Origin of the sequence: Bradyrhizobium canariense (genome assembly GCF_900105125.1) — a bacterium.
Classification (GTDB): Bacteria; Pseudomonadota; Alphaproteobacteria; order Rhizobiales; family Xanthobacteraceae; genus Bradyrhizobium; species Bradyrhizobium canariense_A.
This window is the reverse complement of record NZ_LT629750.1, coordinates 3,471,895-3,495,902: the sequence shown is the minus strand read 5'-3', so window position 1 is coordinate 3,495,902 and position 24,008 is coordinate 3,471,895. Positions and strand designations below refer to the sequence as shown.

22 protein-coding genes and 1 pseudogene are annotated in these 24,008 nt (G+C 58.0%); 13 read left to right on the top strand and 10 right to left on the bottom strand.

The features are described from left to right. Positions 1-67 precede the first annotated feature (67 nt). The gene (locus tag BLV09_RS16740; RefSeq protein ID WP_146688126.1) at positions 68-748 is read right to left on the bottom strand and encodes a VOC family protein; all 681 of its coding nucleotides are present in this window, start codon (positions 746-748) and stop codon (positions 68-70) included. Between the two features lie 625 nt (positions 749-1,373). On the opposite strand from BLV09_RS16740, the gene BLV09_RS16735 reads away from it, so the two are divergent. Next, positions 1,374-1,520 (top strand): ABC transporter substrate binding protein, encoded by a 147-nt coding sequence (locus BLV09_RS16735; RefSeq protein WP_146688125.1) that lies wholly within the window; start codon positions 1,374-1,376, stop codon positions 1,518-1,520. Positions 1,521-1,817: 297 nt separating this feature from the next. Here BLV09_RS16735 and BLV09_RS16730 read toward each other — a convergent pair whose 3' ends face one another. Beyond that, positions 1,818-2,087, bottom strand: a complete 270-nt coding sequence (locus BLV09_RS16730) for a PilZ domain-containing protein (RefSeq protein ID WP_157810053.1) — start codon at positions 2,085-2,087, stop codon at positions 1,818-1,820. A gap of 152 nt (positions 2,088-2,239) precedes the next feature. Next, positions 2,240-3,133 (bottom strand): ABC transporter substrate-binding protein, encoded by an 894-nt coding sequence (locus BLV09_RS16725; protein ID WP_167558763.1) that lies wholly within the window; start codon positions 3,131-3,133, stop codon positions 2,240-2,242. Between the two features lie 486 nt (positions 3,134-3,619). Between BLV09_RS16725 and BLV09_RS16720 the strand changes: the two genes are divergently transcribed. From BLV09_RS16720 to urtA, 4 genes are all read left to right on the top strand, one after another. After that, on the top strand, positions 3,620-4,081 hold the full coding sequence (locus tag BLV09_RS16720) for a hypothetical protein (RefSeq protein ID WP_100383529.1): 462 nt from the start codon (positions 3,620-3,622) through the stop codon (positions 4,079-4,081). Then, positions 4,074-5,306 (top strand): HlyD family secretion protein, encoded by a 1,233-nt coding sequence (locus BLV09_RS16715; protein WP_146688123.1) that lies wholly within the window; start codon positions 4,074-4,076, stop codon positions 5,304-5,306. The genes BLV09_RS16720 and BLV09_RS16715 overlap by 8 nt, the downstream gene beginning before the upstream one ends. 275 nt (positions 5,307-5,581) lie before the next feature. Beyond that, positions 5,582-7,288 carry an adenylate/guanylate cyclase domain-containing protein gene (locus BLV09_RS16710; RefSeq protein WP_244549126.1) on the top strand — a complete coding sequence of 569 codons (1,707 nt, stop codon included), beginning with the start codon at positions 5,582-5,584 and terminating at the stop codon, positions 7,286-7,288. Beyond that, positions 7,285-8,574, top strand: a complete 1,290-nt coding sequence (gene urtA, locus BLV09_RS16705) for an urea ABC transporter substrate-binding protein (RefSeq protein WP_146688121.1) — start codon at positions 7,285-7,287, stop codon at positions 8,572-8,574. The genes BLV09_RS16710 and urtA overlap by 4 nt, the downstream gene beginning before the upstream one ends. A 208-nt stretch (positions 8,575-8,782) precedes the next feature. Here the strand turns inward: urtA and BLV09_RS16700 are convergent, their stop codons facing one another. After that, positions 8,783-10,033 carry an SRPBCC family protein gene (locus BLV09_RS16700; protein ID WP_146688120.1) on the bottom strand — a complete coding sequence of 417 codons (1,251 nt, stop codon included), beginning with the start codon at positions 10,031-10,033 and terminating at the stop codon, positions 8,783-8,785. A gap of 337 nt (positions 10,034-10,370) precedes the next feature. Here BLV09_RS16700 and BLV09_RS16695 point away from each other — a divergent pair, with 337 nt between their 5' ends. The 3 genes from BLV09_RS16695 (at position 10,371) to BLV09_RS16685 (ending at position 12,747) form a co-directional block, all read left to right on the top strand. Then, the gene (locus tag BLV09_RS16695; RefSeq protein ID WP_146688119.1) at positions 10,371-10,595 is read left to right on the top strand and encodes a dodecin; all 225 of its coding nucleotides are present in this window, start codon (positions 10,371-10,373) and stop codon (positions 10,593-10,595) included. A 213-nt stretch (positions 10,596-10,808) separates the two neighbouring features. Further along, positions 10,809-11,993: a cytochrome P450 gene (locus BLV09_RS16690; protein ID WP_146688118.1), complete on the top strand. Its 1,185-nt coding sequence runs from the start codon at positions 10,809-10,811 to the stop codon at positions 11,991-11,993. Between the two features lie 370 nt (positions 11,994-12,363). After that, positions 12,364-12,747 (top strand): hypothetical protein, encoded by a 384-nt coding sequence (locus BLV09_RS16685; protein WP_146688117.1) that lies wholly within the window; start codon positions 12,364-12,366, stop codon positions 12,745-12,747. 698 nt (positions 12,748-13,445) lie between these two features. Here BLV09_RS16685 and BLV09_RS16680 read toward each other — a convergent pair. Then, a complete protein-coding gene (locus BLV09_RS16680) occupies positions 13,446-13,964 on the bottom strand; it encodes a cytochrome P460 family protein (protein ID WP_146688116.1) in 519 nt (172 codons plus the stop codon). A gap of 751 nt (positions 13,965-14,715) precedes the next feature. Between BLV09_RS16680 and BLV09_RS37300 the strand changes: the two genes are divergently transcribed. Beyond that, positions 14,716-14,862 carry a hypothetical protein gene (locus BLV09_RS37300; RefSeq protein WP_167558762.1) on the top strand — a complete coding sequence of 49 codons (147 nt, stop codon included), beginning with the start codon at positions 14,716-14,718 and terminating at the stop codon, positions 14,860-14,862. Between the two features lie 611 nt (positions 14,863-15,473). On the opposite strand, the gene BLV09_RS38495 is transcribed toward BLV09_RS37300, so the two are convergent. The 4 genes from BLV09_RS38495 to purB form a co-directional block, all read right to left on the bottom strand. Continuing rightward, positions 15,474-15,599 carry a hypothetical protein gene (locus BLV09_RS38495; protein ID WP_283806854.1) on the bottom strand — a complete coding sequence of 42 codons (126 nt, stop codon included), beginning with the start codon at positions 15,597-15,599 and terminating at the stop codon, positions 15,474-15,476. Positions 15,600-16,003: 404 nt separating this feature from the next. Further along, a complete protein-coding gene (locus tag BLV09_RS16670; RefSeq protein WP_146688114.1) occupies positions 16,004-16,261 on the bottom strand; it encodes a hypothetical protein in 258 nt (85 codons plus the stop codon). Between the two features lie 900 nt (positions 16,262-17,161). Next, positions 17,162-17,347 (bottom strand): hypothetical protein, encoded by a 186-nt coding sequence (locus BLV09_RS16665; RefSeq protein WP_146688113.1) that lies wholly within the window; start codon positions 17,345-17,347, stop codon positions 17,162-17,164. Between the two features lie 179 nt (positions 17,348-17,526). After that, the gene (purB, locus tag BLV09_RS16660; protein WP_146688112.1) at positions 17,527-18,936 is read right to left on the bottom strand and encodes an adenylosuccinate lyase; all 1,410 of its coding nucleotides are present in this window, start codon (positions 18,934-18,936) and stop codon (positions 17,527-17,529) included. Positions 18,937-19,844: 908 nt separating this feature from the next. Between purB and BLV09_RS16650 the strand changes: the two genes are divergently transcribed. Next, on the top strand, positions 19,845-20,060 hold the full coding sequence (locus BLV09_RS16650) for a hypothetical protein (protein ID WP_146688110.1): 216 nt from the start codon (positions 19,845-19,847) through the stop codon (positions 20,058-20,060). Between the two features lie 177 nt (positions 20,061-20,237). On the opposite strand, the gene BLV09_RS16645 is transcribed toward BLV09_RS16650, so the two are convergent. Continuing rightward, a complete protein-coding gene (locus BLV09_RS16645; protein WP_146688109.1) occupies positions 20,238-20,945 on the bottom strand; it encodes a class I SAM-dependent methyltransferase in 708 nt (235 codons plus the stop codon). A gap of 558 nt (positions 20,946-21,503) precedes the next feature. Here BLV09_RS16645 and BLV09_RS16640 point away from each other — a divergent pair. The 3 genes and pseudogenes from BLV09_RS16640 (at position 21,504) to BLV09_RS16630 (ending at position 23,892) form a co-directional block, all read left to right on the top strand. Beyond that, complete coding sequence (locus BLV09_RS16640; protein ID WP_244549125.1) at positions 21,504-21,842, top strand: hypothetical protein; 339 nt, start codon at positions 21,504-21,506, stop codon at positions 21,840-21,842. A gap of 176 nt (positions 21,843-22,018) precedes the next feature. After that, positions 22,019-22,204: pseudogene (locus BLV09_RS16635) on the top strand (SUMF1/EgtB/PvdO family nonheme iron enzyme); the annotation flags it as partial. 74 nt (positions 22,205-22,278) lie between these two features. Further along, positions 22,279-23,892, top strand: coding sequence for an arylsulfatase (locus BLV09_RS16630; RefSeq protein ID WP_433994427.1), 1,614 nt, complete (start codon positions 22,279-22,281; stop codon positions 23,890-23,892). The last annotated feature ends 116 nt before the right edge of the window (positions 23,893-24,008 follow it).

The following is a 24,008-nucleotide window of genomic DNA, read 5'->3' as shown; positions in this document are numbered from 1 at the left end:
GCTAGGCGGACCGTGACGTCGTGCGCTCGTTCGTTGACCGGACCAAAGGACAGGGCGGCCCTCCGGATCATGGCTTGCCGGTCTGCTCCCGCACGATGTAGTCGGCGTACCAATCCGGCCAGTTTGCATCCTGCCGGCCGATCTGCTTCTCGTGCTCGCCGTGCGCGGCCGCCGCACGTCGGAGCGCGGCCGCGAGCTCGGTCGACGAGGTGAATGTCGTGTCGTCCGCGTCGACGCGTCCGGGCAATCGCGTGGTGATTTCCTGGAGCAGCCAGCCGTTGCCGTCCGGATCTCTAAACGAGGCGAACGAACGGTAGCTGCGATGCTCGGGATCGAGACCGCTCACCCGGAGCCGCCCAAACAAATAGGGCTCGTCCTTGCCAAGGTACACGCCGCCGGCGTCGTGGAAGACCTCGCCGATCTCGACACCGCGACCGAGCAGTTCGTCGCGGGCGGCCTTGATATCGGAGACAATCAGGTAGAGTCCCTGGGCCGAGCCGGGTGCCGCCGCGGTGACATTCTTGCCGAAGATGACCGAGCAGGCGGAGCCAGGCGGTGTGAACTGGATCACGCGATAGTCGTCACCGGCGGCGAAGTCGGCGTCGAGGCGCCAACCCAGACCGCCGTAAAAGCGCTTGGCGCGATCGACGTCCGAAACAGGGATGACGACGATCTCGAGCTTCATGTCCATCGTCCGCGCTCTCGGAGTCTCCATTGCAGTTTCGCTGCGCACTTGAGCACTACTCATGTCTAGCTCCTCAGGTTTGGGGCTTTGAAATTGGCGACACGCGTCCAAACGTGGAAATACCCGTCCCTTGACTCCCTCATGCAAAAATACTGCGCACTCATTCAAGTTTTGGACAGAAGAGATCAAGTCGACGGCACTGGCGTAGTTCGGGATGTTGATGTCGAGAGCAGCGTGCCCGGCTGTAGACCTGTTCCTCGAAGGTGTCCTATCTGCCGCCCAGCAGACGTATTCGGCCGTGGGGCGGTGAAAAAGGTTAGTCCGGGAAAAGCGGCGAATAAATAGCGGCGTTTGATCTGAATGAAACATAGGCAACCGTTGGTGGTTGCCGCAAAATGCTCCAGGCACTGCACTCAAATCCGGTTTGTACCCCCGAGCACCGCCGCCTGAAATGTGCTGTGATGTCGGACCGAAGCCAGACTCAGAGAGAACGATGAATTGGATCGAAGCTGCGGGCTATCTCGCGTCGGCGTTGGTCTTGCTCACTTTGGTCACTTGGTCTTGCTCACTTGGTCTTGGGTTGCATGAAGACGATGATCGCTTAGCGTTTCGCGGCTATTTGCAGCCTGCGTGAGCCACCAGGCGCCCACGACGAATTTGCCACCGTCGCGCCACGGACGATGCAGACATGATCCCCAAGGGAAAGAAGACCGGGGAGTTGCCGGTCTATCCGGCGGACAAATTTTCTGCTGTTGTCAATCTCAAGACTGCCAAGGCATTGGGCCTTACGATTCCGCGGACGCTGCTCGCCCGCGCCGACGAGGTGATTGAATGAAGCCTGCTTCGAGTGACCGACGACCGATCCATCATTCGCCGATCTTCTGGATCGGCGTAGCTCTGTGCCTGGCGGCCATTGCAATCTATCTTTGGTCCGACGATCTTTCGTGGCGACCGGCACCGGTCCCGCGCTGAAGAACCAGACCAGCTATAGGCTTGCTCAGTTCTTCTATTGACACTTTTCTGACTTGGGCGGGCTGAAAAGGTCCGCTCGTTGGCGGTAGGCGGACAATTCACCTGCGAGCGTCAAACCTTCAGAAACGATCCAACGAGAAAAGTCAGGCGTATGGCGATATCAGGCTAGAAATTTTATGCCGTACGTGTTGCCGCGACGCCAAACGACCTCGCATCGCTGGCGCTTCGAATGAGCCGGCACCAGCACCAGATCGAACTCGTCACTGACATCAATCGTATCTATCACGATTCTGGCGCCGCCCGGCGCGACGTCCAATACGAAGCATTCGTGCTTCGTCACGCCGTCATCTATCGTAATCCAGGCCGGCTGTTTGTGAAGTTGCCGCCGCGGTTCACGCTGTACCTTGGCCCTCGGCTTATCAATAATCATAATGACCATCCGTCGTTGGACTAACACTGGGTCGGCCGCACGATCGTCAAAAGGTTTGTCGTCAGATTGAAGGGCGTTCGTAAAGTTCCCCTTAGGGCATTGCCTAGAAGTTTATTGGTTTAGCCTCGAGTGCCATGAACAGAAGCAAAGATTCAGCCGATAACCCGATCGGCGGCGATCAGCAGAGTCGGCGGGACCGTGAGGCCAAGTGCATTGGCTGTCTTGTTGTTGATAACAAGATCAATCTTGGTCGGTAACTCCACCGGGAGTTCAGCCGGCGCTGTCCCGTTCAAAATTTTATCCACATAGGTGGCCGCATGCCGGATCATCAGCACGCCGTTCGGTCCAAAGGTCATCAGGAAACCGTCATCGGCCAATTCCTCGACGTGGCCAAGCGTTGCCATTCGCCGCTCAATGGCCAGCCTCGCGATATGTTTTCGCTCGTTGAAAAACAATGCGTCAGGCTGGGTAATCACTCCGCCGAGGTTTTGCCGGGCAAATTCGTCAAACGCACGATCGATTTCATCTGCTCCACGGACCTGGATGACCTGCAATTCGATTTCTAGCGAGGCGGCCGCGGACTTAAGCGCCTGAGCGGAACGACTGGCGACGTTGGCATCATTGCCGTTGGCGAGAAAGCCCAAATGGGAGCTCGCGGTAACCTCCTTCATCATCTGCAATTTTTTTCCGCTGAGATCGACGGCAACGTTCGAAAAGCCGGTGATATTGCCGCCCGGCCGATTGAGGCTTGCCACGAGACCGGCCTGCACGGGGTCGGGAACCCAGGTGAAGACGATTGGAATTTTATCTGTCGCGCGGTGCGCCGCCATCGCGGCGGGCTGCGTATGCGCGAACAAAAGATCTACCGGGAGCGAGACAAGAGCCGCCGCGTTGGTATCGAACCTCTCATACTGCTCGGCTGCAAATGTATCGATGATTTTGATATTCTTGCCTTCAATCCGGCCGAAATCCTCCAGTCCGCGGCGCAGAGCTTCAAGACGCCCGATTTCTCCCTCGGCATTTTCTGCATGCCAGAGGACGCCCATCACAGGAATTTTCTTTGCTTGCTGAGCCCGCGCCCTGATTGGCCACGTTGCGGCGGAAGCCGCACAGCTTACGAGAAATTCGCGCCTTCTCATTGCTGCCACCGGTTCGCTTCACCAACATTATCGCGCGAAATCGAAAATCAACGGCAAAAAAAACTCTAAGAAAAAACACTCCAAGTTAGCAACTCTACTCAAAAGCTTATGCTGTACATAGCAGAAAATCAGCCTCGCACCGCGAAGCGGACGAATGCCGCCTTTGGGTCATTCACGGCGATTTTGGCATGTCCGCGGCATGTCTGGTTAGGGGCGAATTTCGGAAACGCCGGTTGTCCGGGTACGTAAGCTGATCCGAGATATGGCCGCGGCGATATCGGCTATTGATCGGCAGGCGACCGATTGGCGCAGCGCAATATGCAATTTCCTCGATACGCTATCTTGAATGCTGGTAGGTTCACAAGCATCCGGAGGCCACCGACGGAGAGTTGCGTGAGCGAGGCACTTCATCCCAGCGCCCCCCATGACCTGCCGGGCTTTATCACCGCTCCGGGCGATACCGACATCCTGATGGTGGTGATGGGCATCGTTCTGATCGTTGCCATTTTGGCAGTCGGCAATCTTTATCTGCGGTTGCATTCCTTGCCGGAGCAGATGGCGCACAGGTCGCAAAAGCTGCAGTTCGAAATCGTGGCGGTGCTGGGCTTGCTGGCGCTCTTTACGCACAACCACCTGTTTTGGGTGATCGGGCTGTTGCTTGCCATGATTGACTTGCCCGATTTCGGCACGCCGCTGCGCCGGATCGCGGGATCGGTCGAGAAAATCGCCGACGTTCCACCTGGCGACGAACCGGCCGAGATAGCCGGCGAAAGCACCTCTCATGTGGGTGCAGCGGAAGCGCCGGGTGCGACGAAAGCCGACGCTGCCAAGAGCGAGGTGCCAAGCCATGCTTGAGCTGCTTCTCTGCTCTCTCCTGACGATATTTCCCGACTACCTCTATCGCCGATATCGGCAGGGAAAGCGCATCGGGCACGAAATCACGCTCTATTCGGTCTGGTTCGAACTGCGATTTGGCATCGTCGCCTGCCTGATGCTGACGGTCTCGCTGATCACGATGATCTTCTATTATCATCCGTCGACCTCGTCGGCGACGTTGTTCTATCGGACCGTCCCGATCATGACCGAAGTAAACGGCCGGGTCGCGGAGGTTCACGTCGATGTCAGCGCGTCCGTCAAGCAAGGTGACGTGCTTTTCAGACTCGATAGCGCCAAGCAGGAAGCGGCACTACTGACGGCCAAACGCAAGATCGCCGAAGTCGATGCCGCCATGCTGGCGGCGCAGGCCGATATTATGAAGGCGGAAGGCCAGTTTCAGGAGGCAAAAGGCTCGCTGCAGCAGGCGCAGGACGAGTTCGACACCAAAAGCGAACTGCAGAAGCGCAACCCTGGAATCGTGCCGCAGCGCGACATCGAAAAGCTCGGTGTGGCCGTAGCGAGCCGCCAGGGCTCCCTCGACGCCGCGACCGCTTCCAAACAATCGGCGGTGACGCGACTGAGCGCTCTGCTGCCGGCGGAGAAGGCAAGTGCAGAGGCGGCATTGGCCGAAGCGCAGGTCGATTTGGACAAGACCTTTATTCGTGCCGGCGTCGACGGGCGGGTCGAGCAGTTCGGACTGAAGCCGGGCGACATCGTCACTCAAAATATGCGGACGGCCGGCGTCCTGATTCCGGAGGGCGCGGGACGGCGTGCTCTCATGGCAGGGTTTGGGCAGATCGAGGCTCAGGTCGTGAAGGTCGGAATGGTGGCCGAGGCCACCTGCATTTCCAAGCCGTGGACGATCATTCCGATGGTGGTTACCAATGTGCAGGACTACATCGCGGCCGGCCAGTTCAGGGGCGGCGAACAACTGATCGAGGCGCAGCAGGTCGCGCAGCCGGGCACCATTCTCGTTTTCATGGAGCCGATCTACAAGGGCGGGCTGGAGGGCGTGACGCCCGGCAGCAGCTGTATCGCCAACGCCTACACCAGTAATCACGAATTGATCTCGTCAGGGAAGCTCGGCTCGTTCAAGAGCTTCGGGTTGCATGTCGTCGATGCGACCGGGCTTGTGCACGCGATGCTGTTGCGGATCCAGGCCCTGCTGCTTCCGATCAAGACGCTGGTGCTGAGCGGACACTAAAGTTCTGTTCGAACGCCGCTCGTAGTTGAGCGGCGATGAGACTTACCGGCTGCATCCTTTACGATTGAGGGAGGCACGGGGGGATGTTCACATTTCGAACCTCAATCACCCTCGCGGTGATGGCGTTTATCGTCGCGCTGGCCGGACTGCTGATCGCAATTCAGGTCCAGGCTCTCCGCCGGGCCACGCAGGAGGCCGCGTCCGCCTATATGGACGCGACCAGTACGAAGGCCTTCGGACGCCTTCAGGCGGAGATAACCGCGATAGCTTCGCTGGTGAATGTGCTGGCGACCAGTTCGAGTGTCGCCGATTCAAATGAGAGAACCGAGACCGGCCGCGCGATCCCGCTATTCAAAGCCGTGCTGCAGGAACTGCCCCAAATGGACGGTATCTATGCCGGTTTCGAAAATGGCGCCTGGTTGCAGGTGCGGCGCATTGGCGAACTCAACGATGAGCAGCGCGGGAGGTTGCGTGCGACGCCTGGCGCCACGATTGCCATCAATCTGGTCCGCCCCGGTCCCAGTGGCGAACTGCCGATGCGACGAATTTTCGAAGATCAGCAGGGCAACGAAGTCGGGCAACTCGATCTGTGGAAATACGGATACGACGCGCGCAAGCGGGGCTGGTATCGCGAGACGATGAAAGCCGACCGACCGCTGGTCTCATCGCCTTATCTTGCGTTCAGCATCGGCGCACCGGTGATCACGGTTAGCGCGCCGTTGCGAGGCAAAGTGCCCGGCGTCATTGCCGCCGACCTCAAGCTCGACACCTTCAGCGATTTCGTCCAGGCGCAACGGCCTGGAGAGCACGGCATCGTCTTGATTTTCGACTCGACCGGCTCGCTGATAGCCCACCCCGATTTTGCACAATTCGTTGTCGATGCGATGACGCATCCATCCCAGCCGCAACTGCCAAACATCAGGGAGATCAACTCCGGCGTCGTGGCGGCGGTCTTGCGAAGGTCGAATGGGCGCGACCATTACGACGGCAATATCCGCGACGACCACGGGCGGGACTATCTGTTCAGGGTGGCGAAATTCACGCTGGGCGAACAGTACAACGCCAATATATTGTTGCTGGCGGCCCAGCAAGACTTTGCCCAAGATGTTCGGAGGCTCCAGTTCAGCGGGCTGATCCTCGCAATTATCGCTGGCGCTGCTTTTATTCCCGTCATTTGGATATTTGGCAGCGGAATGTCCCAATCCTTGAAAAGGATAACGGCTCAGGCGGTCAAACTCCAGAAGCTGGCTGCGCCCGACCTCTTGCCAGTCACATCACGCATCAAGGAAATTCACGAACTCGGTAGTGCGATGGAGCTCGCGCAACGCGCCATATGGTCGTTCGCGCACTTTGTCCCCAAAGAGATCGTCCAGCGGATTATTGATAATTCCATCTCCACCGAGCTTGGCGGAGTCCGAGAGGAGATTACCGTCGTTTTCACCGACGTCCGGGATTTTACGACGATCGCCGAGGCCGCTGAGCCCGACATTCTCATGCACCAAACGTCGCGCTATTTCTCCGTGCTAACAGAGGCTTTCCTCGCCGAGGGCGGAACGGTCGACAAGTTCATCGGTGACGCCGTGATGGTGTTCTGGAACGCGCCCAATCCACAGCCAGACCACGTCGAGCGCGCCTGCCGGGCAGCTCTTGCGGGCAGGCTGGCGAGCGAAAAACTCAACTCCCAGTTTGAAGCCGAGGGTCTGAAGCCATTCTTCACACGGTTTGGCATTCATGTCGGGGAGGCCGTCATCGGCAACCTTGGCTCGACTGAGCGCATGAACTATACGGCCCTTGGCAATACGGTGAACCTGGCGGCGCGCCTCGAAGGCCTGAACAAGCAGTTTGGGACCGCTATCCTTGTGAGCGAAGGCGTCTATTTGCGGGTTCAGCACCACTTCCAGTTCAAAGCCTTCGAGTCGGTCATTGCGAAAGGCATGACAAAGGAAACCCGCATTTTCGAGCTCGTCGGGGCATTGACATGAAATCAGCTTCGGCCCTGCGAGGCATCGTACTCGGATTTTTCGTTTTGCAGCTCGTGCTCGTCGTCCCAGCGGCTCGCGCAGGCGAAGATACCATCAAAATCGGTATTCTGCATTCTCTGTCCGGCACCATGGCGATCAGCGAGTCGGTGCTTAAGGACACGGTTCTGATGCTGATAGCAGACCAGAACAAGAAGGGTGGGCTGCTCGGACGGAAACTGGAGCCGATCATCGTTGATCCGGCCTCCGATTGGGACGTCTTTGCCGAAAAAGCCCGGGAACTACTCACAAAGGAAAAGGTCGCGGTCGTGTTCGGCTGCTGGACTTCCGTGTCCCGCAAATCCGTTCTGCCGATCTTCGAGCAGCTCAACGGCCTGCTGTTCTACTCGGTGCAATACGAAGGTGAAGAAAGTTCGCGCAACATTTTTTACACCGGAGCCGCGCCGAATCAGCAGGCAATTCCCGCCGTTCGATATCTGATGAGCAAGGACGGAGGCGAAGTTCGCAGATGGGTTCTGCTCGGCACCGACTACGTCTATCCGCGCACGACCAACCGAATCCTGAGCGCATATCTTGCCGCAGAGGGGGTGTCGTCAGAGGATATCATGACGATCTATACGCCGTTCGGCCATTCCGACTGGCGAGAGATCATCGAGCGGATCAAGGCCTTCGGTTCGCAGGGAAAAAAGACAGCGGTGATATCAACCATCAACGGAGATGCAAACACACATTTCTACAGGGAACTCGCAGAACAACAGATAGACGCCAACGCAATTCCAGTCATGGCTTTCTCCGTCGGCGAGCGCGAATTACTTGGCGCAGGCATTGTCCCCGTCGGGCACCTGGCGGCCTGGAATTACTTCCAGTCGATCAAGTCACCGGAAAACGAAGCGTTCGTGAAAATGTGGGCGGACTTCAACGGGCAACGAGACAAAATCACAAATGACCCGATGGAAGCCACCTTCATTGGCTTCAGGATGTGGGCGCAAGCCGTTGTCCAAGCGGGCACCACCGACGTTGATGCGGTCCGCCAGGCCATGTACGGTCAAAGGATCAAGGCGCCGAGCGGCTTTGAGGTTGTGATGAACACCAATCATCATCTTTCCAAGCCAGTCATGATCGGGAAAATAAATTCTTCTGGGACCTTTGACATCATTTGGCAGTCAATCAATCCGGTCCGCGCCGATGCCTGGAGCAAGTACATCCCCGACAGCGCCAAGCGCACGGCTGATTGGACCTTTCCTTGGGTCTGCGGGGGATGCATCGAGCCGACATTCAAAGAATGGTGAGGTCTTGGCGGTTTCGAGCGATTGCGGCGCGGTTGTTTTGCACGAGCCTCGAAGTAGAACGACTGGGTCAGGCGTTTGAGACCCGTAAGCAGTAGGCCGATCGCCGTGCGAAGTGCCGACGCGCGCCAGGAATGTCTGCTTGTATCGGAAGATCGGAAGTGAGCGGTTGACGGTCAAACCGACGCGAATGACCCACAGCAGACATTTCTTACTGACGTCCGCCAACCTTTGCCTGAAGAAATTCACGCAGCGCGTCGCTCGACTGATCAGTGGCCAACTTGTTGAACTCAAGGTGATGTCCGAAATATTTGATCGGCGTCTGAAGCGTCGGGAGGTCAAACGAGTGATAGGCGTCAGGATAAACGATGAGTTGGATCGGGACGCCTTCACCCTTCTGTCGAGAAATACCCCAGTCATTCTGCCCGTTCACCAACTTTCGACAAGCCTCTGCTGGGGTCCAGTCATCACTTTCACCCGTCATAATGAGCGTAGGGACCGTCATGGGCCCCTTGACAGCGCTACAAACGGGATAGAACGCGGCAGCGGCACGAAACTTGTTTTCGGACGCCTCTTCAATCGCGCCACGTTCAACAGACAAAAGACTGAGCCAGCCGCCTTGCGAAAATCCCACGGCGACAACGCGTTTGGGGTCGACGAATTGTTGCTGAACGAGAAAATTCAAAGCCCGGTACGCGTCATAAGCGATGTCGGCGGGCGGACCGCCCCCACAGGTGTTCTTGATGCCTCGAGGACCGAAACTGTCAATCGTCAGGGCGACGTAACCCCATGAGGTAACCTTTACTCCCCAATCTTGATCGACCGGCTCGGGGAAGCCACCGCATCCGTGCCACAGCACGACGGCAGGGAAAGGACCTGCTCCTGAAGGACGTCTCAGATAACCTTGCAGGACGAGGGGGGGCGGGCCCGGCGGAACGCTATCAAATTTCACCAACTCGGCGGGTGCGACGGGTCGTTGATCGGGGGAGCACAAGAGCGGACTGTTAAAACAAAGAGACCGGTACATAGCGCCGTCGGCGGCTCTCTTGGCGTCGGCGTCTGACACGCCTTTGGCGTCGTAGGTGGCCGTCATCTTCAAGGCCGAACCCTTCGCATCCTCAATCACACTGACTGTCGCGTGAGAGTTCGCGATCGGCAGCAATCCCGCCGATACGTTCCTATACGTGAAGCTCCTGTTGGGATTATCCCAATTCTCCAGCGTCGCGACGGCGGTACCAATGCCTCCAAAGAGGAAAATTGTGCGTTGCTTGCCGTCGGCGCTGAGGACACATTTCTCAACCGCCGGATTCCATGCGGTCATTCCGCAAAAATCGCCGACCTTTTTCCAAAGGGCGTCCGGCGACAGCGGTGATGGCACTGTCATGCTTGACTCCAACGCGAGTGCGGAAACAGGCGAGACAATGAGAACTGCCATCGCGGCGATAGCCGAGTTCATGCGCATCGCGAGGTTTCCTTCTCTGCGCTGATGAGGAATTTATACCATAAAGTCGATCAATCCCGCACCGACGAGTTGCGGATGAAGGCGAATTTTTCGCTGCGTTGCACGAGTCCGAAAGTGGCACGAAACGGACCACCAGCCATGTCCGCTGTCTGGTCGCTAGTGGAGAAAGCGGCCGTCGCGCGGAAACCCCATTTCGGCAGCGATTGACCCGTTGCGGGCATTCCGTACGTGGAGGTTCGATCCCCACCCTCCGCCGCAACTTCCCTCGCAGAAGTCGCGGAACTCGAGAGGTCGGAACTCGTTCAGATTAGACCTGGCTCACCAGCGGAGGTTCGCCATGCCGGTCACCGAAATGAGGGATCACGTTTATAAGATCCTAGAACTCGTAGGATCTTCCGAAAAAAGTATCGAGGATGCCGTTCAAAATGCGATCACTCGCGCATCAAAGACCATTCGCGAGATGAAATGGTTCGAAGTCGTGCAAACGAGAGGCCATATCGAAGAAGGGTCTGTCCGACATTATCAGGTCACTTTGCGAGTTGGATTCACGCTAGAGGAGTAGTTCGGGAAGTCGGAAGTGAATCTTGGATCGTTAAACCGGCGCCGGCGCGATTGTCCCTTCTTTCTCGCATTCGGTTCCGGCGCGGAGGAGGAGCGTGCCGGCTTTGCCCCTGCAAGTATAGCGGACGTCAGGATTGTGCTGTTTCGGGCCTGCCATTATCCTCCGGATCCTCCGGCCCGGCACATGCGGGCCCGCATCCAACAGGATCACCCCATGCTGACCGCGAGCTTGGCCCCCCTGGACGAGATCATCACGATCGCGGAGCTCACGCGCGATCCCTATCCGATCTACCAGCGCCTTAGACGTGAAGCGCCAGTATTGCGGGTCAAATCCGTGGGCCGCACCTTCCTCACCAAGGCGGCCGACACCAAATATGTGAAGGACAATCCGGTGTTGTTCAGCTCCGACGACCCGAACACGCCCATGAAGCGCGCCTTTCTCGCTCATACGCTGATGCGCAAGGACCACGACGAGCACCGGACCGAACGCATGGCGATGATGCCGGCCCTGATGCCGAAGACGATCGAATCCGTTTGGGCGCCGCTGTATGCGAAAATGGCCGCGGCGTATCTTGACCGGCTGCCGCGCGGTGAGGTGGTCGATCTCTTTCCCGCTCTCGCAGGACCGCTTGCCGCGCGGATTCTGGCGCATGCGATGGGCCTTCCGGACGCGAGCGATGAGGAAATGCAGCGATGGTCGCAGACGCTGATCGACGGCGCCGGCAATTTTGGCTGGACGCCGGGGCCTTTCGATGCGACCGACATCGCCAATGCGGAGATGGACATATGTATCCGCGCCAACGCCGAACGCGTGCGGGTCGAACCGGATTCCTCAGCTCTCTCCTTCATGGTGAACGCGAAGAATCCGATTCCGGAAAGCCAGATGATCGCCAATGTAAAGATCGCGATCGGCGGCGGCATTAACGAGCCGCGCGACGCCCTGCTGACGATCCTCTATGGCCTGTTGACCAATCGAGATCAGCTTGACGCTGTGCGCGCGGGCGGCAAATGGCGCTCCGCCTTCGAGGAAGGGGTACGGTGGGTGGCGCCGATCCAGGCGAGTTCACGGCTCGTTACGGAGGACACGGAGATTCGCGGCTACTTGATCCCGAAGGGCGACACCGTGATGACGATCCAGGCGTCGGCCAACCGAGACGAGGACGCCTTCGAAGATGGCGAGAACTACAACGGGCTGCGCGATCCCAATCCTCACCAGGCCTTTGGCAATGGCCCTCATCATTGCGCGGGCGCGCATTTGTCGCGGCGAACCGTTGGCGCCATCCTGCTGCCAATGCTGTTCGAGCGCTTCCCTAACATGACCTTGCTTGATCCCGCGAGCGTGCGCTGGCACGGATTCGGTTTCCGTGGCCCGCTCAATCTGCCGCTTCTCCTGCAATAGGACCGGCGCGGGGATAGGCGTTGTTTAGTTGCCTCATCCGCTGCCCTTTGGTATTCGTCCCTTGCCACCGCACGCCTTGCACCGCGGCGGATAAATTCTGCGGCCCGGCTGCACCGGCTGCCTCACTGTCGCGAATCCAGCGCCGTCGCAAGCTGGGCATCTCTGCCCAGTCGGGTTCGCGGGTAACTTTTTCATGGGACTCTTTTGCCCCCTCGCGCAGTGTCCGAATTCATTAAATTTTCGGAGAGTGAGCAGTATTGACCATTTTTCGGTGCTGCGTTGCGGCATCTTGGGTCCATCACCGCACTGCATTCGGCATCCATCGGTGACTGAGAGTATCGCGCTCCCGCCTGATCCAAAGGAGGGGGGCATGCCGTCACCTCAGGTCAAGATGACAAATGACAATACGCGCTACACCCTAGGACAGCTTGCTCAATTGCGCCGCCAGATGCTGCGATATGCTCGGTCGCTGCCGCCCGGACCTGAGCGCAATGATCGCAGACAAATCGCCGCTTCGTTGCGCCGCCTCTTTAGAAACAAGGCTTGGCTAGCGGCTCATACCGTCGGCGGTGTGGGGATTGAATATCGTGTCAACACTGTTGATCTCGGCGGCAATCTTCTCAAGGAAATCGAATTGAATTGCCCGGATGACGCATCCGCAGTCGAATCCGCAAAACAGTTCATCGACGGCCGCGATATCGAACTTTGGCAGCTTGGTCGCAAAGTTGCGACATTCCCGCACAAGCCGGAGTAAGGCCGCCTTGGCCTGTTTCGACGCTCAGTGACCTGTTCTGCTCTGCGGAACCAACTGGCGGTGCTACAGCCAAGGGGCAACGTCAGTCATCCCTGTTCCGGTCTTGGCAATCGGTGACAGTGGATTCGGTAGTGCTCCCGCCCGCGTGAGCACCATGGCCAAAAATACTCCGCCCCCGCGTTGCCCCAAGTGCAGAAATCCCACGCAATTTGCGCTGGTAAAGTCCGGCGGGCGTAAATTCCGATGCCTGGATTGCGATGGCGATGACCCATTGAAATCCCCGGACGTGACGAAACTGCTTACCGGCAGTTCAAGACCGCTAGACTAATTCGGATAACGGAACTGAACATTTCCCGCGCGTCGTAGTCTTATAGATACGACGACAATTTCGGTGAGCGGAATGGTTCATAACAACGAGCGCGTAGAGCTCGAAATGAAAATACTACGCTATCGCCAGTTGCAGCGGCAGATTGCCACCGATCCGGAAACGATCGAGCGGATAAGGTCTCTCATCGTCGAATTAGAGCAGAAGCTCCGCGCGATTGACGAGTAAGGCCGCCCTAGTTGGCGGCCTCTTTCGCATTAGCATCGACAACGCCCGACGCGGCCCAAGCGGCCCCGTAGTGCCCGTGACCGTGCCGCGCACGAGGACGCGGCTTGGCGTTACGTCGGCGGTGGCCTTCAAGGTGAAGTATCCTTCAAGGTGAGTAACGGGTGAAGACAAAGTCGCGAGCTTTGACTGGCACGTGGCAGGAAAAGCAGTCTTGCACCACCATGTCGGTGGGTTTGCCGTCGTTAAATTGAGCGAACCCCCAGCCGCCGGTCGAGGCGTATTTTCTTGAGTCCTTGACCATGAACTGAACGTTCGTGGGGGCCCCCGCAACGAAAGATTGGGGACGGCCAAAGGCTTTGTTGTTTTCCTCCGAGGCGACATAACTCCAGGCGAGCCGGGCAATGATCGTGCCGTCCGGGAAAGGAAGTTTCCCTTCCCGATAGGCCTTGATCGCTACGTCGTTGCCCAGAATAGCGCGTATGTCGTTGAGGGAACCCTCTTCGTGGGCCACGGAGATCAACCTCCAGTCGCGGTATCCTTCGGGGATTTTGCCTCCGAAAATCAGGGAACTTTCGTAATCGGCGCCTCCGGCTGAGAGTGTCATTGCACCGCCAATACTTACCGCCATGGCGGCCGCGATCACGAAGATTGGGATCCGTTTCATGGACCGTCCCTTCAGCTTTTCATGGCTTCTTTTTACTCCCTCGCGCAGCGTCCAGATTCATTAAATTTCTGGGAATGACCAATATTGAGCAGTCGGCCGCGGCGCCTCGCGGCATATTGATGCCATCACCGCCCCGCCATGGGCAGTCATCGGTGACCGAGAGTCCGGTAATGCTCCCGCCCAGTGCAGGGTAGCGTTATGTCAAAATCTCAATTCTCGTCTGGTCGGCCGCTCGCTCCCATCGAACGGCCACGCTGTCAGCGCTGCACGTCCCGCATGATGCTGGCGCGTATCGATCCAGGTCCAATCGGATTTGAGCATCGCCTGTTCGAATGTCCCAACTGCGACTCTGTACAGAATGAGGTTATCGCGAGCGATCCCATGAAATCAGCGTCCGCTGGATGGCTTTCCGGCGAACTCAGAGCGCCGAACTGAGGGGAGAAACACATGCTCGATAGACAAAATCAGGGACCGCAATGCACCACTTGCGGTTCTCCGACGAAATTGATGGCGATTGAACCAGGCGGCACCGGCCAAGACCTGCGAACTTTTGCTTGTCCGCGGTGCAAAAGAGTTCAGCGGCATTTGATCGAGAGTGCCGTAACTGAAGCATGGTTAGAGCCGAAACTCGCGATCAGAGCTCGCAACGGAAGCGCGGTCACTTACGAGGTTCGCGGCGGCCGCATGATTCCGAAGCAAGCATAAGCAATCGTCATCGCGCCGGCGGTATCAGTGCCTTGAGGCTTATGAGGTGCAGCCCGACGGTAAATTTTTGTCTGCCGGCGCGACTGAATTTGTCGAAGTCGTCAACGAAACGATTGAACGCGGCGGCGTGACTTCGGGCGTTGAAGCGTTACAGTTTCTTGATGAGTTGTTCGGCAGCAAGCATGGCGGCTGACTCGGACTCGGAATCATCGCCTGTCACAATGCTGGATGTCGTCTTGCCCCGGATAAACGACCGGGAATGCAAAAATGGCGTTATGGCTGCACGCCAATGCCCCGGACGCCGCTCGTAAGTAACAATTGAAAATTGCGATTTGTTGGCCATGTCGCCTCCGACAATAGACCCCGCGCCAACTAACCTGAGATGTCAACGCCGGCGGGCTGCGCCAGGACAAATGTCCTCTACGCTCAAGGCGATCATGTACCAAAGCAATGGTTATTGCGGCCCATTTCCATTGCTGCCGCCTCTTGGCGGCGTGTGACGGACGGATTTGCCAATACTGCCGAGACGGCATCGCACTTTGTCGGTGCTTTGAGCCGGTCGCCAGCGCATCCGGTCAACGTTAAAGCCAATAACAGGGCGGTCATCCTCATTCGGACATTCTATCCCTATTAGCGGCTCCTGTCGGGTTTATCGCGGGCAGGCGGCGACCGCCGGCGCAGGCTCGATCATGGCGGTGGACGCATCCCGAGGATGATGATCGGCAATAGCGAAGTGAGGTTCAACTTTCGTCACGCAACGCGGAAGCACAGAAAGAAATGGCCCCATAACCGGGGCCATTTGTATCAGTGATGCCAGTGATGATGATGGTGGTGGTGATGGTGAAATATTCCACCGGCCTCTGCGGTCGCAATCGGCAGAGCAAAAGCGGTGGCGGCCAGAACTGCTAGAACGAAACCAATCTTCTTCATTTCTTCCTCGTTGGTGTGCTTCGTGACGCGGTGAAAGATGGTCTAATACGTTCTGCCTCGTCAAGCACAGTCTTATGAACGGTTGTTCAGGTTGGCTGGATTCTCTTTGATCGGAGTCTATAGACGCAGCATCGATCGCCTGGAGTGGTTGATTTTGGCTGAAGCCGTGGACGAACTTCGATTCCTCCCGTTGACTACGCGCCCGGATGCGCGCCGATCGACGTGGCCGTCATCCTCCACCGCCCTGCAGCGGGCGCGTCGGCGGGCCGCGCGGTGGCTTGCAACGTTCTCGACGATAACGACGCCGCGCAATCGCCCAATGAAAAAAACCGCCCGATGGGATCATCGAGCGGCTTCATCGTATGGATGGTGGCCCCTTCGAATAGAGGCCGCTGATCCGTTTCTTAATTGCGGTCGTGGTCGACGATCACCTTGCGATCGGGCTCCCTGCCGTGCTCCTTGATCACCGTTTTGTCGCGGGGCTCGTGCTCCTTGATTACGGTAGTTTGGCCGCGATCTCGGTCGCGGTCGCGGTGATCCGACCCTACCGTCACTCCGGCTCCAACAGGGCCGACTCCGACGCCAACGCCGACGTCCTCGGCGCTCGCGGGTACTGCGGCGCAGAGGCTCGCCGCTGCGACTATTGCCAACACGTACTTCATAAAACCATTCCTAGCGTTTTGAACCATGCCCATGCGCTTAGAACGGGACAGATCGGCGGAAGTTCCTGAGGATGTGGCGCGCGATTGAAGTGTGCGGCCCCGCGGTGTTCAAAATTGAACATCTTAAAGCGGGCGGTTGAGGATGCCGGTGTTCCAAGAGGAGGGCGCCAGTCCTTATTCCTCGTTGCGCCATGCGCCCAAGAGGAAAAGCCTGCGCCTGCCGCGCTTGGGTCCGGCTTGCTCATGAAGGTCGGATAGGTCGGCGCCGGTGTGGCTGATCCACCTTCCGGCCAGCATCTTCACGATCAAGCCGATAACCAAGAATGATCCGAAATAAACTGCCGCTGGCAGGAGTGCGCTTATGGCGCCCCTCGCAATATCAAGGCCGTCAGCAAAACATGCGCCGATTTGCGGCCGAGACAAGGACCGGCAGTCAAAGAAATCCCTGCATCGGGGGAGGCGATGGGGGTCGCCCCCGATGCAGGGTCTCCACCAACACGCACCAAATCTAGCGAGGCGCCAGCGCGTCGTCTGTCCAAAATTGCTCACGCGCATCGCTTGACGGCGATGGGTGACCCGGTGGTTGAGACTCCGGTGATCTGAGCAGGACGGAATAAAAACGATGCCCTGCATCGGGACGGGCAGGGGGTGTCCCAACGCAGGGCTGCCGATCAACGCGCAGCAAATGTAGCGGTGCGGTGGCGCGTCGTCTGGTCAATATTGCTCACCCGCATCCATGCTGGCTACGGCCCATGACTGCCCGACGGGCTGTTTGGCGAAATTTGGTTCCAGCCCTTCAGCGAAAAATATTCTGCTTCTCGACTTGGTAGATGCAGTTTTATTGGCCCGCTGTCCCGCCTCGCCAGAGGGGCGTCGGCGATGGAAAGAGGCCGGTACCATTTATCTGCCGGGAGTCTTGCGATTGAGCTGGATAACCAGACGGTCGCCGCTCCAAAGCTCAATGTCATGCCCATCAACCAGGCGTTCAGCCTTGGCAATGGCTTCCCTGTCGTCGAGACAAACCAGTGGCTCGTAACCTACAAAATGCCCGTCGATCCCGACCGTGTAGACTCGATACTCAGCCATCCCACCCCCCGACGCTAACAACGTCATGTCCGCCGAACTTTCAATTCAGCTCATGAAATCATTTCGGCGTCTGTCCGGAAGTGAACTCAAATCGGATTAGGACACAGCAAAATTCAAACCAGGCCGTGTACCGATAAATCCGTTGTCGTGGCGACGAAGGCTTCGTCCGCTTCGCCCCCTCAACCTGCACGCACGAGAAACGGCGCAAGGCCGAAATATGTATCCGGCATGATTTCTTTCATGCGCTGCTTCGTCTCGGCGTCGACGAATTCTGGGTCGAGCCCGTCGACGAACGCATGCAGATCGGAGAGCGTAATCTTGGCGCCGCGCGAGACCGATTTGAGCGCATCGTAGGCGTTCGGGTAGCCCTTGCTGCGCAGGATCGTCTGGTACGCCTCGGCGAGCACTTCGGGATGTTCGACGAGCGCGAGGCGGATCTTCTCGGCATTCGGCGAGACCTTCTTCATGCCCGCGCGCAGATTCTCATATCCGACGATGCAGTGCCCGAAGATTGTGCCGAAGACGCGCTCGACGGTCGAATCCGAGAGATCGCGCTGCATGCGGGAAACCGGAAGCTTCCGGCAGCAGCCCTCCATGAGCCAGTTGGCGATCTGGAGATTGCCCTCCGCGTTCTCGAAGTTGATCGGATTGACCTTGTGCGGCATCGCGGACGAGCCGACTTCGCCCGCGACCGGCTTCTGCACGATCCAGTCGTCGCTGATGTAGCGCCACATGTCCTGCGTGAAATCCATGAGGATGGTGTTGATGCGCATGATTACCGCGAAGAGCTCGGCGTAGGTATCGTGCGGCTCGATCTGTGTGGTGAGCGGATTGAACGAGAACGAGACGTGCGCGCCCTTGCGCAGGTACGTGCCGTTTTCGATGAACGCCTGCGCGAACTGCGGCCACTCGATATTCGGAAACGCCGCGTGCATCGCCGCGTAATTGCCAGAGGCGCCATTGAGTTTGAGCGACACCTTCAATGCGTTGATCTGCCGCATCTGCCGGCGCAGGCGCTCCTCGAATACCGCGAACTCCTTGCCGAGCGTGGTCGGCGTCGCGGGCTGGCCGTGCGTGCGCGAGAGCATCGGCATGTGGGCGCAGTGCTTCGCGGAACCCTGGATCCACTCCACGGCGAGCTCGAGCGGCTCCATCAGCGCATCGACGGCGTCTCGGAGCATCAGCCCGTAGGCGATGTTGTTGACGTCTTCCGACGTGCATCCGAAATGGATCCATTCCACGAGTCCGCCGAGGCCGATCTGCCCGAATTTCCATCGCAGCCACAGCTCGCACGACTTCACATCATGGTTGGTGGCGAGGATGCCGTTCCAGCCCTTGGTCTCGAGCTGTTTGATCGAGAAGGCGTCTTCCTGCACGAATGCATGGATGATGCCTTCGAGCGCCTTGGCCTCGGCCTGGTCGAGTTGCAGCGGAATGTCCGCGTGCGCGCCGAGCGCCAGGACGTAGCGCACCATGACTTCGACACGGTATTTGATGAGGCCGAATTCGCTCATGATCTGGCGCAGCGGCTTCGTGTAGCGTTCGTACCGGCCGTCGACCGGCGAGATATTCATCAGGGCATCCGACATCGTTTTTTGATCCCGTTGGTTGAATCCTGTTCACCCAAAGCGTTTTGTACGTTGCCGGTTATCATGCCGCGTATCGGGAGACCAGCATGGGCATGCGCTCCGGGAAGTCTCGCCTTCGGGTCATTTTCGGCGGATTCAGCGGGGTTGTCGGCTGGTTGTGGTCCCAGGCTGTGGAAAACTCTAGTCTGGTCTTGGTCGCGGGACAGGCTGCAATAGATCGTTTGTCGAGATTTCACGGCAACCCCACTCGATACCGCCTTCGCCAGATGCCGCTCTCGCGGCCGCCCGTATGCGAAAAGGCCCCGTTGTGTACACTTGTTACCCGACGGCACCGTCAACTTAGGTGTACGTTCAGCTATCACCGCACAGTCCTGTGGTATCTATCGGTGATGAGAACGCTGGTTGCGCTCCCGCCTCACTCGAATATTGGAGCAGCGCCATGCCGCGACGCCGTTTCAAGCAGACCTCCCCATTAGATCAGCGCTTGACTGAACAAGCGCAGCGTCTTCGAAAAGAAGCCCAAGGCACCCCGCCAGGTATTGAACGCGAGAGACTCATTCGCCGAGCGAGGCAGGCCGAAACCGCTTCGCACATGCAGGAATGGCTTACGTCTCCCGGGCTCAAGCCTCCCGGTTGAGTTCTGTCGGATAGCTGCCGTCCAGAATGGGCAAGATCGGTGTTGGGTCTCGTGATCTGTTCCACGTCCCTAATGTTCTAGGCTCTCACCGCGATGCATAGTTGGAATTGTGCAGTGCCTGAATTCATTCAATTTTCGGAGAGTGAGCAATATTGACCATTTTTCGGTATCGCGTTGCGACACCCTCGTCGCATCACCGCACCGCCTTCGGCATCCATCGGTGACTGAGAGACGTAGCGCTCTCGCCGCCTTCGTATAGTGGGAGGCGAGGATGGACGAGTCCGATTTCAGACAGCAAGCCGACCGGTGCCGCCGCCGCGCTCGCGACAGCAGCGACCCAGATTTACGGGTAGCTCTGTTTCGGATGGGCGACGAGCTTCAAATGATGGCCGACGAGATTGAAAATGACGAGATCATCTTCGCCGAGCGCAAAAATGTCGAAGGAGCACGGCGGCTTCGATCACCGAACGATCCGAACGGCCTTTGACCCTCCGGCGCGGCGCCGGTGCCGCCTTTCGCCCATGCCGGTTCAACGCTCGCATTCCTCAAAGCGATATCCGAAAGCCAATTGCGCGCTTTGGTCTCGCATCTCGCTGCGCTGACGCGGGCTACGGCCCATGACTGATTCGCCCGACGGGCTGTTTGGCGAATTCGGTGTCCAGTCCTACGGCATCTTTCCACATACGAAATAGATTTCATTGTTCAGGACGCTGCGCATCAACGGAAACGGCAAGTGATAGGTCTTCCGAACTTCGAATTGATTTTGCTGTAAAGTTTTTCTGAAATTGATGTGGCTGAAACCCGTATGAGATCCGAACCATTCCACGTCAGTCACCTCGCGCGCAATCCTGACATTGACGAGTGAGCGCACAGCCTTTTCGAAGCTGGCACTTTGCCGCCCTCCCTTGGACATTCGATACAGAGCTTTCAAAAAGCCGCTTGGCCCGGTTTCAATGGGAACACCGATAATGACGCGAGCCCGAGGAGCCGCCAGTGTCCTGATGTTCTGGAAAAGCTGCAGCAAAGCCTTCTCGGTTAGATGTTCGCAAACTTCCATGCAGTAAATCAAAGAGAACGCACCAGGTCGCTCAGCCAACAGTGCATCTATGTCTGTTGTAAGCTGAGCGCCCGCTGAAACTGCGCTGGAAGCCTGAGATAGAATTTTTGGGTTGGGGTCGTAACCGACGAGCTTCGTTCGGCCTAATTGACCAATGAAATACGAAAACAGGTGGGCGTCGCCGCAGCCGTAATCAAGGACAGTATCTACCTCAATAGGTCGAGCAATCAGGTCGACCACCTGTTGGTATCGCCTGGTGTGCGCGATGCGCTTTAACGGTTCTGTTGTGTTTCGGGTATAGTCCGCATATTTCATTTCGTGCCCCGTTTTACCAACCAGCTGGCACTTACCCTTGACGTAATCCGACTTTCACAACCGCGGGGCACCGCGATCCTCGCAGTCACCAACTACTCGCAGTCACCAACTAACAGTCTACAGACATGAGTTTGCGAATTGCCTGATAAAGGCCAATCGAGCCTACGGGCAGTAGTCTCATGAGCATCCAAGCCAATGGTAACCGAGCGACGATTGACCATCCGCTTTTCGCGGTCGCGCTTGCAATTTCCGCTGGCATCCTAGGCCTGGAGAACGGGGCTCGCTATTGCAAACTCAGGAGAACTTAGTTTGCCGGAAAAAGGTTGAGCGCTGCGACTAAAAAGTTACAAGCACTACGGCAGGGATGCTGTCGGATTTAGGAGGTGTCGATTCAGTTTCCCTTAGGTCTTTAATGGCGGCGAGCCAATGCGTCCGTTCGCCGCGATGGACAGGCCGGGGTTTTCGGATATGGTCCGCGCTACGCTAGATAGTGCTTTTTGTTTTTAAAAAATCCTTTTCGACACGCTTGTTTGAATCGTCCGACGGTGAGGGCGTTCCATGAAGGCTCGTCAACATCTCCAAAGCATTGCTTTTCTGATCCTTGTTCTTCTGGCCCCTGTCGCTGGCTTGTTGTCTTTCGTTTCCATTCTGATTGTTGACGAGGCCTTCGGTGGCCTGATCGGATCTCCTGCGCAGGCGGCAGGGGTAACGCCGCGAAACATGCTTGCGGCGCAGATACGCATGCAGGGCGTCGCATGTGACAGAGCACTCAGCGCGGTGAGGGACGCGAAGCGCTCAAAGCCGGATCACGAAGTCTGGACTCTCAAGTGTAGCAACGCGACCTATAGAATAAGCCGCTTTCCCGACATGGCGGCGAAAGTAGAACGACTTCGATAGCGCTTTCAGAACTGTTACTGCGCGGCGCGACAGGTGTCGTCCCGCAGAATACTTATCTGGGCCAGGATCGGTCGCATGCGCGAGTGTGACGTAGCCGAGACACGATCCGAGGACCCGATGCCTCGCGCACCGGCCAATCCGAACATGATCTGGATTCCCGGCAGTACATTCCGCACGCGACGTACGACTCTTGTCAGCCGAATATCGGGATTCCACGCAAGGTGCTCAAAGGCGGCTCGCACCTGTGCGCCCCAAACTATTGCTGCCGCTATCGCTCGGCCGCGCGTCAGGACGAGCCGGTCGGCACCTCGACTAGCCATGTTGGCTTCAGGTGCATCAACAGGAAGAGGAGCGCGTTGTGAGTAAGCACCAAATCCGTGGAAAGCTGGAGGATGGCGTCAGGCAAAATAGTCTGGGATTGAAACGGCGCGATCTGCTGTTGAGCGGCAGCTCGTTGCTGGCGGTGTCGGTGCTGTCGAATGTTGGGTTGACGACATCTGCGCAAGCGCAGCAGCCCTCGCCGACCGGCCGACCGCCGAACATTGTCGTCGTCATGGGCGACGACATTGGCTGGTTCAATATCGGAGCCTATCACCAGGGCATCATGGCGGGCAGGACGCCGAACCTCGACAAACTCGCCGCCGAGGGGATGCGTTTCACCGACTACTACGCCGAGGCGTCCTGTACGGCCGGCCGCGCCAACTTCATCACCGGCGAACTGCCGATCCGCACGGGCCTGACCACCGTTGGCCAGGCCGGTTCACCGATCGGGATGCCGGCGGAGGCGCCGACCATTGCCACGGTGCTCAAGTCCATGGGCTATGCCACGGGCCAGTTCGGCAAGAACCATCTGGGTGACCTGAACCAGTTTCTACCCACCGTCCACGGCTTCGACGAGTTCTTCGGCTATCTATACCACCTTGACGCGATGGAGGATCCTGCGCACCGCAACTATCCGCAGAACCTCCTCGCCACGGTCGGGCCGCGCAACATGGTTCATAGTTGGGCCACCGACACCGATGACACGACGGAGATGCCGCGCTGGGGCAAGATCGGCAAGCAGAAGATTGAGGACGCCGGTCCGCTCTATCCCAAGCGGATGGAAACCGTGGACGACGAAATCCGCGACAACGCCTTCAAGTTCCTCGATAAGGCGAAGGCTGACGGCAAGCCGTTTTTCCTCTGGCTCAACCCGACGCGCATGCACGTCGTCACGCATCTCTCCGAAAAGTATGAATCCATGCGCAACTCGGAGAACGGTTGGTCGATCCAGGAAGCCGGCATGGCGCAACTCGACGACGACGTCGGTTTGCTGATGAAGAAGCTCAAGGACATGGGCGTCGACGACAACACCATGGTCGTCTTCACCACCGACAACGGCGCGGAGAACTTCACCTGGCCTGACGGCGGCAATACCCCGTTCGCCGGGGGCAAGGGCACCGCGTTGGAAGGTGGCTTCCGCGTGCCCGCGCTGTTGCGCTGGCCGGGCAAGGTGCCGGCCGGTAAGGTCGAAAACGGCATCTTCTCGGGTCTGGACTGGTTCCCGACCTTTGTCGCGGCAGCGGGCAATCCGAACATCACTGCCGAGCTACTCAAGGGCAAGCAGATTGGCGGCCAGAACTACAAGGTCCATCTGGACGGTTACGACCAGACGGCGCTGATCACTGGCAAAGGCCCGTCGGCTCGTCACGAGGTTCTTTACTTCACCGAAGGAACGCTCTCCGCAGTACGCATCGACGACTACAAGTACCGCTTCACCGATCAGCCGGGCGGCTGGCTTGGCGGCACGATCAAGGTCGATTGGCCGATCCTGACCAATATTCGTCTCGATCCGTTCGAACGCATGAACCTTCCGAACGGCGCCAACGGTTCGCTGGCGTTCTACAACTGGTTTGCCTACGAGTTCTGGCGCTTCCAGTTTGTACAGAAAGAGATTGGCGAGCTGGCTCAGACCGCGATCGAATACCCGCCGATGCAAAAAGGCGCGAGTTTCAACCTCGAGGCCGTCAAGGCGCAAATCGAGAAGGCAATCGCAGCACACGCCAAGTAGGCTAAAGCGGGCGTAACTTTTCTGTTGCCATGACAAGTCAAAAATGATCGGGGCGCTTCCACACAAAACGGTTGCGCCCCGAATTGGTCGCCATAATGCCAACTGGCATTGCCTCA